The organism is Acetobacter oryzoeni (assembly GCF_004014775.2).
In the GTDB taxonomy this organism is placed as follows: Bacteria; Pseudomonadota; Alphaproteobacteria; order Acetobacterales; family Acetobacteraceae; genus Acetobacter; species Acetobacter oryzoeni.
On sequence record NZ_CP042809.1, the window covers coordinates 87,747 to 99,484 of the forward strand.

At 53.8% G+C, this 11,738-nt stretch carries 8 protein-coding genes; 3 read left to right on the forward strand and 5 right to left on the reverse strand.

What is annotated here, in order from left to right:
- Window positions 1–5: 5 nt before the first annotated feature.
- The 3 genes from EOV40_RS15165 to EOV40_RS13325 form a co-directional block, all read right to left on the reverse strand.
- Complete coding sequence (locus tag EOV40_RS15165; protein ID WP_156105411.1) at window positions 6–167, reverse strand: hypothetical protein; 162 nt, start codon at window positions 165–167, stop codon at window positions 6–8.
- 754 nt (window positions 168–921) lie between these two features.
- The gene (locus EOV40_RS15375; protein WP_244297061.1) at window positions 922–1,260 is read right to left on the reverse strand and encodes a hypothetical protein; all 339 of its coding nucleotides are present in this window, start codon (window positions 1,258–1,260) and stop codon (window positions 922–924) included.
- Window positions 1,261–1,364: 104 nt separating this feature from the next.
- Entirely contained in the window at window positions 1,365–1,766 is a 402-nt protein-coding gene (locus EOV40_RS13325; RefSeq protein ID WP_035379820.1) for a DUF6876 family protein, read from the reverse strand.
- 416 nt (window positions 1,767–2,182) lie between these two features.
- Here EOV40_RS13325 and EOV40_RS13330 point away from each other — a divergent pair, with 416 nt between their 5' ends.
- Together EOV40_RS13330 and EOV40_RS13335 are read left to right on the forward strand one after the other, a co-directional pair.
- Window positions 2,183–2,455 carry a BrnT family toxin gene (locus EOV40_RS13330; protein ID WP_003625670.1) on the forward strand — a complete coding sequence of 91 codons (273 nt, stop codon included), beginning with the start codon at window positions 2,183–2,185 and terminating at the stop codon, window positions 2,453–2,455.
- Complete coding sequence (locus EOV40_RS13335; RefSeq protein ID WP_116100398.1) at window positions 2,424–2,702, forward strand: helix-turn-helix domain-containing protein; 279 nt, start codon at window positions 2,424–2,426, stop codon at window positions 2,700–2,702. Before EOV40_RS13330 ends, EOV40_RS13335 begins: the two co-directional genes overlap by 32 nt.
- A gap of 64 nt (window positions 2,703–2,766) precedes the next feature.
- On the opposite strand, the gene EOV40_RS13340 is transcribed toward EOV40_RS13335, so the two are convergent.
- Window positions 2,767–4,713, reverse strand: a complete 1,947-nt coding sequence (locus EOV40_RS13340) for a ParB N-terminal domain-containing protein (RefSeq protein ID WP_244297062.1) — start codon at window positions 4,711–4,713, stop codon at window positions 2,767–2,769.
- 151 nt (window positions 4,714–4,864) lie between these two features.
- Entirely contained in the window at window positions 4,865–9,991 is a 5,127-nt protein-coding gene (locus EOV40_RS13345; protein ID WP_128106322.1) for a DEAD/DEAH box helicase family protein, read from the reverse strand.
- 514 nt (window positions 9,992–10,505) lie between these two features.
- On the opposite strand from EOV40_RS13345, the gene repA reads away from it, so the two are divergent.
- Complete coding sequence (gene repA, locus EOV40_RS13350; RefSeq protein WP_063355056.1) at window positions 10,506–11,708, forward strand: plasmid partitioning protein RepA; 1,203 nt, start codon at window positions 10,506–10,508, stop codon at window positions 11,706–11,708.
- The last annotated feature ends 30 nt before the right edge of the window (window positions 11,709–11,738 follow it).

An 11,738-nucleotide genomic window follows, 5' to 3' on the forward strand; every position in this document is an offset into this window, starting at 1 on the left:
AGGAGTTAACCCAAACCGGCAAAGGTCAGGCTGTGGGGCAGTACGAATGCGGGTCCGCAGATCAGGATCATGAGTGTCAGCCCCAGAAGAATTGTCCCCAGCAGGAAACCTGCGAGTTCCAGATAATCGCGTGCTGTTGTGGGGAGAGGGAGTTTCGTATCGCGCATCGTCGGTGTCCTTTTCCTTTTGGATACCTTCGCGCGACCGGAGCGCCGTGGCGGGGGCAAGAGCGGTGCGTCAGCACCGGGATCGGAGCCACGCACAGACCGCTTGCGGTCGAGCATGGCGAGAACCCACCTCTTGCCCCCGCCGCGGCGCTCTGGTGCACATTCTTTGTTGTTCTTGTTTTTCTCTTTCTTTGTTTTTGATTTGATTTTCGTCTTCACATCTCAAACAGGACGTGACGTGCTTCATCCTTCATGTTAGGAAAGACTTCTTCCTCATCATGGAAAATCTGAAAGTGTGGCCATATTGGACACACCTGAATCACGTGAGATGATCCCTTACGCAGTAAATCGACTTACTGGTGCGCCACTCAGAATTGGAATGGCGTGAGGGTGAGGATGTGACGTCATCATCAGACGCTTATCGTGCCGTCCATCCCACGATAAACCTTCGCATGGCATCAGCAGACCATTGCGAATAGCCTGACGGTCACGCTGGAAACAGACACGTTCATTGCCTCCCTGGGGCCGCTGACAAGGATAGCCAGCTTCCGCACCACAGCCAGGACACTCAATGGATAATGCCGGGTCACCATCCAGCCACTCGATGTGGCACCGCCGGCACGTGACCGGTTCATCTGTACAGATCCATCGGGTCGGCTTTGCAGGACGCAGCAGGTGGTTTCCAGAAACGATCGTGTGTTTCAACATGAGATCATTCTCCTGACAAATTTTGAGAGATGCGGATGAAAGGAAATCAGGTCTGGATGCTCTCCTCGATCAATTCGAAATCACTGAGCGTTGTGGCACCGGTCCAGCGATCGAGATGAAGGATCATCTCCTTCCCACCAACATCCCCGGCATAGCCGTGATCGCGCAGAGAGGAGAGTTTCTTACGTGTGATCTTCGGTATTGCCGTCCGGTCCAAAAAATCAGTGATTGCAGCATTCATATTTTCATATGGACCATGCCAGTTGCGGGCATTGACCGGGAATATTTCCGGGGTGCGTAAAAAAACGGCTCCATCAGGCCGAAGGCACGTTTCCACAATATATCGACCACATGTCTGTCGTGTCACATCGAGTGTCTTGCACATTTCAAAACGTCCCTATCACCACGGTATTTTGTGGTGCAGTTGGATGGCAGATATAAAAAAAGCCGCCCTTCAGGGCGGCCTTACAGTAGAGAGCGTCAGCGTTTTCAGTATTCGCTGGGAAGCAGGACAATTCGCCCTATGCCGGGTTCACTGAAAGCGTATAACTTGGCTTCTTTTAGGGGGAAATCCGTATAAGGGATGTCTTGACGATAAAGTTCGACTTCCCCATCCCCTGTCTTATCTCCATCGGTGCAAATAATAACGGCTGTGTGTTTTTCGAGATCAACCTTCAAGGTCCAGAACTGTCGATCTTCCTCGCGCATAGTCGGCAAATGCTGAACACTTGCCAGTATATCAATCAGCCACGCGGCACCATTTGCTGCGATGTAACGCGCGCCATCAGTCAGAATGAGCCCGCTATGCCAGCGGTAATACTTCACTGTTCCTGTAAATCCAGCGAGGGCCTGGGATGTAAGAGCGTGTGTCGGTTCTAATATATCGGACATTAAACTCTCCGTAATCTGGGTTTATTTCCAGAAAATGCATCCTTTTTAAGATTACACTTTCTGATACCAGAGCGGCCGTCATAGTCTGGAGGCTGAGGCAAACGCGGTGCGAAGCACCGGGATCGGAGCCACGCGCAGACCGCTCCGCGGTCGAGCATGGAGAGAACCCACCGTTTGCTTCAGCCTCCAGACTATGGCCCTTCTCTTTCAAATATTTCCTTTTATTTTCTCAACTGTGTGAATGTTCTTTTGAATGATCAAAGGGTGTTACAAAAAAGCGATCCATAGAGACGGATCGCCTTATTACTGCTATCGAGCATACGAGGTTGATGGCAACCTGTCGAAATGGCTAAAAGTTGCGGGATGCCCGTAGTTTTCACTTTACAGTAACTACGGTAATCCCGTATTATCGTCTCATGGATAACAGGTTTGACCCCGCAAAAGACCTCGCCAACAAAAAAAAGCACAAACTGTCTCTGGCCTTTGGCGATCGTATTTTCGAGGACGATAATCACCTGATCTTGCCCACCATCCGCATTGAGGATGAGGAGGATCGCTACAAAGTGGTTGGCGTCGTGGGCGAGAAGCTGTTCACCGGTGTGTTTGTCTGGCGGGACGATCTGCCCCGCTTTATTTCCGTGAGAAGGAGTAACAAAGGTGAAGAGAGAGCATATCATTCTGCCTGCTGATCCGGCGGATTCCGAAGACCGCGCAGTATCCATCGAAGGCATGGAACGTGGGCAAAGGGCACGGTTGATCCGTAAAACCCGTAACGATCTCGGTCTGTCTCAGGTCGAGTTTGCCAGCCGTTTCCGCGTTCCTGTCGGCACGTTACGGGACTGGGAGCAGGCACGGGCGATGGCCCCCGACTTCGCGGTAGCCTACGTTCGGGTCATCGGACAACACCCCGATATGGTAGCTCAGGCGGTGGCCTGAGCTACCTTCCCAACGAACCGGGGATTCAGCCCATCAACCCCAAATGCCGGATAGACCTTATTACTCAGACCATAATTACTTCAAGACGTTCAGGCATCGCACGGGCCAGCTCTGTCAGTTCGCTGGGGATGCGTGGATCGTCGGGAATAGTAGCGTTATGCGCACTTTCATCACCATCAGACAGGCTCTCCTGATCAGTCTGGCCTTCGTCTAGATCCACTCGCTCCTCACAGTTCTCATCCTCTTCACTGTCAGTTGTGACGTCAGTATCAAAATCAGAATCACCTTCTTCTTCCTCCATCTGCGCCGCCAAACGTGCCCGAGCTGCCACCCGCGCAGCCTGGTTCTCTAACTTGGATTTCCATTCTGAGAGCCCCGCTGTAAATGTTGCAGGTTCCGGCACCCATCGTTTTTCGCCAACGTGAGCCATAAGTGCTTCACGCATCGCTTTACCAGTGGGTTTTTCTTCCAGACCTTCAGCCTGAACAGCTTTGGTAATTCCCGGTTTACTGTAACTTTTAAGAAATTCTTCAAAGGCCATTGTGGGCATATACTCGTCCGCACCAAACAACACCCCAAGGATCTGGGCGGGCAAACCGCTACCGCTATGCTGACTGAGGCCGCAATTCATGAACGTGCTAAGCACACCCAATGCTGCGTTTCTGAGAAGATCCGGGTCACGAACCAACACACCTTCTGGGAAAATGCGGGCGACAGCCAGGTCACGCTCCGTAACACTCCCATAAGGCTCATATGTATCATCACCGTGGATTTTTACGTTATTGGCACTCAAAGCCAGTATGAAAGCACCAACCAGATCCCATGGATCTGCATTTTCTCGTGCTGCATCCAACGCCTGACGCAAAGCCTGTGTCCGAACATCCCCGATAATTTTAAGCCCTGTGCCTGAAATATCGGGGCGCTCTTTAGGTTTTTCGGATTTTTGGGCTGACGGTAAAGAAAGGGAGCCATTTTCTGTCCTGCGGGTGGACTGTTCTCCCAGTTCGCGTACCCGTCCTTTTTGAATCTGCAGTGTGCGTGGGTTAACCCAGATCGCCGGGATATCTTCGTCCCATTCCATTTCCCAGGAACCCACCTTCCGGTATCCGTCTGGTGCAAGTCCTTCCCCATATTCGTTGCTCTGGAGGTAAATGGTTCCTTCAGGCTTAGTTTTCTCGGCCCAGATCTGCTGCGCCTTAAACATAGCGGCATATTGGGTGCAGTATCGATTATCTTCTCCACCCTGCCCGAAGAGATCTTCTTCCCAGACGACACCAGCTTCTTTTGCAGTCTCGTCGTCAAACTCGTAGTTGCGAGCATATAATTCGACCTGATCAAGATATCTTACAAATTCCGACCAGTCGAAATGTGTGGCGTCTTCCCTACTCATCTCATAGTCGGCCGGATCTGCTCCTTCGTCAGCACTTTCCGCCCAGATCTCGGCCCATACATCGCGTTGGCGCTCCAGCGGAGTGCGCGCAATTGCGTTCCGGTCAGTATAGGAAGGCCCAATCCCACTATCGATGGCCGCAATAATGGGCGGATGAATTTGGGACAACAGCATCAGGCCACGAAGATAGGCTGGTGTTACCATAAAAGCCCGACAGATTTCTGTATCCGTAGCGCCCTTCGCGCGCATATCCAGCACACCACGCCATTGTTCGGATTCCGTCATATCGGCACGCACGACGTTCTCGGCGACAGCGGCCATCGTATCGCTTTTTTCATCACCAGAACGGACATGCACGTCAATTTCAGTCAATTTCGCCGCAATACAGGCCCGCACCCGCCTGTGACCAGCGACAATCATCAACCGACCGTCCTCAAGTTCTCGCACACAGGGCGCATGAATCAGGCCCACTGTCTTGATATTCAGCGCAAGCTGATGTTCCGCACGAGGATCTGGCTGGGTCTTACGGGGATTATTCGGGTTTGGTACGAGTGTTCTGGGATCGACGCGGCGAAGTTCCGTCATGATACTCTCCTCACTTTCAGGGTCATGAGGTGTCATTTTCTGACCTCATACCTTCGGCACGGTCACAGACGCCTACACGGGGCAAGGGCGAGCGTCAGCGAGGCCCCGGAACGGGGCATACCCTTGCGGCGTGTGGGCGGCCTGTGGCCCGCCCTTCCCTTTTCGGCTTTGTGCTCTTCTTATTTTCTTAGGCCACCTGCTCAATTTTCTCTGCAACAGCAGAAGCAGTATCATCATTTGCTGTCGCCGATTTCAACGTAGCTTCCTTTTCCTTGCCTTCCGCTTCCAGCTCAGCATCCAATGCGGATAGCTCGGCACATTTCGCCGTGAGATCGTCGGCTTCCGCAAAAGGAAGTCCTTCCCGTGCGCGATAAGCTGGCAGTCGGCGCTGTGCCTCATCCAGACTGCGACGTGCTTCAGCCAGATCGCTGTCCAGACGTAAGGCTGCGTGCTCAATCCGTGAAATCAGTCCCAGAGGCTTGGTCTCACGATCGGTCTCGACCTCGATTTCTCCTGCAGGTGTATCCAGATAGATGGAGGAGACTACTTCTGGTTTTCTCTTGTCCGACGTTCTGAACTGCTGTTCATGAGCTTCGCACATCACTTCAAATCCGGCGATACGACCCATGCTCCACTGCCCGGTCCGGCCTTCCCGTTCAGCGAGCCGCGCCTGCGACAGTATCCATGCCCCAGCTTTTTCACGGCTTTCAACCACCTTGGTGTCACGGTGAAGCGTAAACGCCTCGCCTTTCGTGGTGATACGCTGTGTAAGTGCCGCCTCAATTTTCGGAATGCGTGCCTGGGCTGTCTTGATGTCGCGTTCAGCTCTCTGGATCTGGCGCCGCACATTGAACTGATCATCGAAATGTGCGGCCTGCAAACGCTCAAGACGCGCGATATCGGCTTCCAGGCCGGCTTTTTGAATCAGACGCATGTCGCCTGATGCCAGCGCCTTGGCCATTGCAAACTGGTTGCCTTCACCGCCCACATCCTCAATACGACGGATTGTCCGGTCTCCCGACATTGCAAGGCCGATAAATCGCATCTTCCGTTCAAGGAGCTGCCAGTTGGTGGCGTCCACGGATCCCTGCTGGGCGTATGCGTAAACCTCCACTTCGTCATGCTGATTGCCCTGACGCACAATCCGACCTTCACGTTGCATGATATCGGCAACAAGCCAGGGCACGTCGAGATGATGCAGGGCTTTCAGGCGCTGCTGGGCATTGACCCCTGTTCCCATTGTGGCTGTTGAACCGATCAGGATACGCTTGCGGCCTGCATTGAGATCACCAAACAGACGCAGCTTGGCTGCCGCCTTGTCGTAATCCTGCATGAAGGCAATCTGCTCGGCTGGGACACCCATGCGGATCAGCTCTGACCTGATCCAGTTATAAGCCGAGAACCCGCGCCTGGTCTGGGAGGCCTGTGTGCCGAGATCGGAGAAGATCATCTGCACGGCCCCCGGTAAATCGTAAGCCCTGCCCGTCTCGGGATTGGTGTAACGATTGGCAGATGTCTCATGCCAGATTTCAAACACCTTCCGAATCATCACATTCAGCTTGGAATGTGGGTCATCATCCGCCCACGGTGCGATAAACCGCAGATCGATCGCGCCATGCCGGGCATCATTCATCACACTCAGAATGATGTCGTCCCCTTTCTGCGGCCGTCCTGAACGGGCTTCAATCGCGCGCATCCGTTCTGCAAGGGTCTGCTGGAATGCCCGAAAGTCTTCCGTGCTTTCGGCCACCACAATCTGTCTGTTACCACCCTTCACTGAGGGCAGCTTGACATACCGGGCCAACTCGTCTGACTGAACGACGTCCGCAAAGTCACGATACATGGCCATCAGATCGGCCACATTGACGAATTCGGTAAAGCGCGTGACCGGTTTGTAGAGACCGTTGGGCTGAAGCTCCAGTTCGGTGCGTGTTTCCCCAAAGTTGGCTGCCCAAGCATCAAATTCGTGGAGATTGCGGGCGACAAGAGCATCCAGATCCATATACCGTCCGACATTCCACAATTCGGCAATCGTATTCGTAATCGGCGAACCTGAAGCCATGATCAGTGGACGTGTTGGGTCAGTCTTCGCAAGGTAACGCGTTTTTACGAAAAGATCCCATGCGCGCTGTGAGCCGTTAGGATCGACACCTCTCAGATCGGACTGATTGGTCGCGTAAGAGAGTTTCCGAAAGAGCTGGGCTTCATCCACAAGGATCTGGTCGATGCCCATTTCTCCCATATGAAGGAGATCATCCTTCTGGGCGGCTAATCCTTCCAGTTTAGCCTCCATCCCCTCTTTCATGCGTTCAATACGCTTACGGGAGATACGGTCATCGCCATCCAGGCCAGACAGAATGGCCTCGTATGACGCAATCTGATCTTCAATCATCTGCCGTTCAAAGCCAGCTTCCACAGGAATGAACTTGAAGGCGTCATGGGTTATGATGATCGCATCCCAGTTTTCGGTTGCCGCGCGGGCAATAAAACGCTGACGTTTCGCTTTGACGAAATTTGTCTCGTCCGCCACGAGAATTCTCGCCGTGGGATAGAGCATGAGAAATTCACGCGCCATCTGTGCAAGGCAGTGGCCGGGAACCACGATAACGGCCTTACTGATCAGTCCAAGGCGTTTCTGCTCCATGACGGCCGCCGCCATGGAAAAGGTTTTTCCTGCCCCCACAGCATGGGCCATATAGGTGCGCCCTGATGCAATAATCCGCCACACCACGCGCTTCTGATGGGCACGCAAGGTAATCGTGCTGCTTGCGCCCGGCAGACGCAGATGACTGCCATCGAAGGCCCGTGGCACAAGATTGTTGTAGGTCTCGTTATAGAGCTTTACGAGACGGTCCGAGCGGTCGGGATCCTGCCACACCCATTTTTCGAACGCGCTCTTGATAGCTGCCAGTTTTTCCTTGGCGGCTTCCGTTTCCTGCGTATTGAGTTCGCGTCGTTCGTTGCCATTCTCATCGCGCCAGTGATCCCAGATTTTGGGAATGGACTGAGAGAGCGCATCTTCCAGCAGTTCCGCTGCATTGCGTCGTTCCGTGCCCCAGACAGATGTTGCTTCAGCACGAGACAGAAACGGCGCGCGGTTGATACTCCAGCATGCCACTTCCGGGGTATGACGAATGGTTGTTTCAATCCCCATGACCTCTTGTACGAAGTCCTGAATGTCCGTGACGGGCAGCCACGGAGCTCCCAGACGGGCTGTAATTTCAGAGGGTCGCAGATCCGGGGGCTGAACGCCTTCCAGAGCGCTAACATTGCGTGCGAACCGTGGATCACGTTGTGCGGCTTCACGCGACAAAGCCAGCTTGGTCCGCACGGTGCCTGAGAGCATCTCATCAGCCGTAACCCAGACGTCCCTGCCCTGCACGCTGCGTTCTGGATCAAGGTAAACACTTTCGCCAAGTTCAGCCAATGTATCGGCTTCTCTCCGTCCCAGCAGTTCGGCAATGAGAGGCACATCCACACGACCCGTTTCATGCAAGGACACAGCCAGCGCGTCATGGGCTCCGTGTATTTCAGGCTCTGTCGGTGCATGAATGACGCGCTCTGAAAATATCGGGCCCATGCGACCCGTATCCGTGCGCTCGTCATACTCCTCGATCGAAGCCACCAGCCAGACGTCAGGATCATCCAGAAAGGGTTGCAGGTTCGGACGACGCTGGGTTTCGCGTGTTTTCCCGGTTTCAGGGTTCTCGCGCAGCGTGGTGCGGGTATGATTGATGGGGCCAAATTCTCGCACGAAACTCTGGTACGCCGTCCTCAGAGTGCGCTGCTGCGCTCCGTAAGGCTGGTTCTGCATCTGCGCCCGCAACACACTTCGTGCGGCATCACGGATGGGCACCAGCCCGCGGATGATCCGAGCATGCTTGGCAAAAATGCCTTCTGCCTGACCTGCTTTGCGGATCGGGACGATCTGTGCCTGCCCCTCGCTAATCTGGTGCAGAACACCCCGTTCTACAAAGTAGCTTCCTTCCTTGAGGTCCGCACCACTTGCCGCGGTTCCAACCCTAACGCCTTCACCTGCTGGTCTGACAATACGCGCCTCTAACGGCTGCAGGAAATGAACGTTGGGCGCGATCCGGCTCAGGGCTTGCGGAAGAAGAAGGTCTAGTTCTGCGCCGGCGGTGGCAGAGCATGTGTAACCGGGACCAAACTGCGTTGTCGTCCAGATATGACTGCCGAGCACCTGTTCGGGATGGTCAAGGAAATACCGGTTTATGACGAGCGGACCATTTCCCTCGTCTGAGTCTGGGATGTCTGCAGTTTCAACCCAGCTCTCATTTGACGGCACGTCTCCCACTTCTCGTTTGCGGAATGCCAGGATATCGACCACCACATCTGTCCCGGCATCGTCACGCATTGCGCCCTCTGGCAAACGCACAGCGCCAAGCAGGTCTGCGCTCTCGCCGATAATCTGTCGTGCCTTAGGATCCGTTTTGTCCAGTGTGTATCTGGACGTCACGAACAGGGCGATACCGCCCGGTCGTAAAGCTTCGAGTGAGCGGGCAATGAAGAAGTCATGAAGACTTAATCCCTGCTTCTCCAAGCCGTCCCGACCGTGCACCGTGCGGTTGCTAAAGGGTGGGTTACCAATAGCCAGATCATAGCCATGCGAAAGCTGGGCTCGTGTGAAATCCTCACTGCGGATCCACTGGTTTGGATAGAGTTTGCGCGCTATGCGGGCAGAGATTGGATCGTTTTCAATCCCTGTGAAGGCGATCTTGCCTTCCAGTTTTTCAGGTCGTGCGGCTATAAAGACCCCGGTTCCGCAACCCGGTTCAAGCACCGAACCGCCACGAAAGCCCATACGCTGAGCCATATCCCACAGCGAGTGAACAATCAGTTCCGGGGTGTAGTGGGCATATTGCGTGGCGCGCCGCAGGCCAGCCCTTTCAGTCTCCGTCGTAAGCTGTTCAAGTTCTGACGCAAGACTTTCCCATCCCTTGCGCACTTCTTTGCCTGTCGGCGGGAAGAGGTTGTTGGCAAGCTCACCCGCACCGAAACCTGTAAAACGGGCGAGCACCGCCTGCTCTGCCTCAGTGGCATTACGATCCTCGCGCTCCAGTTCTCCGAGAAGGGCAATCGCTGCCAGATTACCCTCAGCACGGGCTTTCCATCCGCTGGCAAGACCACGCAGTCCCTTCAGCCGGAAATCGCGCTGTGGAATACGGAAAGACTGAGGGGAGGGGAGGCAGACTTCCGGAGGAGGCTGATCATCGTCCAGAGACCAGAGGGATGCGAGCTCACCGGACAGTACAGTGGTATCGAACAGATTGAGTTGCGGGGCTGACATGGACATGATGGCGCACTCCGTCCAATCGGCTTCGCCCGACGCCTCAGAGGAGGGTCGGGGGCCTGATTGCATAGGTTTGTCGGGATTAGAGGCAAGGAGCGGGAAGGGGAGCGTCTACTCTCCCTTCATCCCTTATCCTTTAAGCCTTCGTGACAACCGGGCCGGAGTGGGGGGCGCAAGTGCGGTGCGAAGCGCCGGGAGCGGAGCCACGCACAGGCCGCGCAGCGGACGAGCATGGCGAGCACCTACCACTTGCGGCGCACGCTCAGGGCTGGTGAACCTTCTGTCCTTCTGTCCTTCTGTCCTTCTGTCCTTCTGTCCTTCTGTCCTTCTGTCCTTCTGTCCTTCTGTCCTTCTGTCAGTTGACAGGTGTCAACTCTCAGCGAAATGCACGCTAAAGCCCGGTTTGCGTCTGAAACCAAGTTGACACCTGTCAACTCTCCAGATAAATGCGGTATTAGTATTTTTTACCGCAATATACCGCACCCGGCGCTAAATGGCGCTTTTAAGGATTTTTATAATGAACCTTACGACCCCACTAGAAGAGGGCATGGATGTCCTACTCTCCGAACAAGCAGAAATGCTGTCCGCCCAACTGCAAGCTCATCGTATGGAGCTTTTCCCACCAAATGCTCGAAAAGGTTTGCGGCAGTTTCAGATTGGTGAAGTAGCCAAACTCGTCGGTTTGACCCCAGCCTACCTTCGAAACCTCGCATTAGAGGGGAAGGGGCCACGGCCCCATGTCGGGAAGGGGGGGAGGCGTAGTTACTCTGCCGAGCAAATCTGGGAGTTACGCCAGTTTTTATCTTCGAACACTCGCAATGGTCGAAATTACTTACCCACACGCAATAAAAACGAGGGGCTTCAAGTCGTTGCCGTTGTGAATTTCAAAGGCGGGAGCGGCAAAACTACGTCTGCAGCTCATTTAGCTCAAGGTTTAGCTCTTGATGGTCTCCGTGTCCTGGCAATTGACCTTGACCCACAAGCTAGTCTTTCAGCGCTCCACGGTTTTCAGCCCGAATTTGACGTGCATTCCAATGAAACGCTCTACGGGGCAATTCGATATGACGATGAGCGACGACCTCTGTCGGAAATAGTGCGCCAAACCAATTTCCCCGGTTTAGATATTGTACCTGGCAATATTGAATTAATGGAGTTCGAATACGAGACCCCGAAATTGCTGGCTTCCTCTGATCAAGCTGGGGCAATATTTTTCTCGCGGGTAGATGAAGCTCTGCAAGATGTAGAAGATAACTATGATGTAGTTGTAATCGATTGTCCTCCACAACTTGGTTATTTAACAATGTCAGCGGTATGCGCTGCAACAGGGCTTCTGATTACAGTCCACCCGCAGATGTTAGACGTTATGTCTATGTGTCAATTTCTTATGATGATGAGCGACGTCATGACACATTTGCGCAACGCCGGCGCGAACGTATCCTACCGATGGGTTCGATATCTTCTCACTCGATTTGAACCTTCTGATGGACCACAGACTCAAATGGCTGCCTTTATGCGTTCATTATTCGGAGACCATGTCCTTACACATCCCATGTTAAAAACTACGGCTATTTCTGATGCTGCAATTACCAAGCAGTCACTCTTTGAAATTGAGAGGAAGCAATTCACTGGATCGACTTACGATCGGGCTTTAGAATCAGTAAACTCAGTTAACAGCGAGATACGTGATCTAATTTTCCGGGCATGGGGCAGGGACAACTAATCCAGAGTTGACACCTGTCAACTACAACTG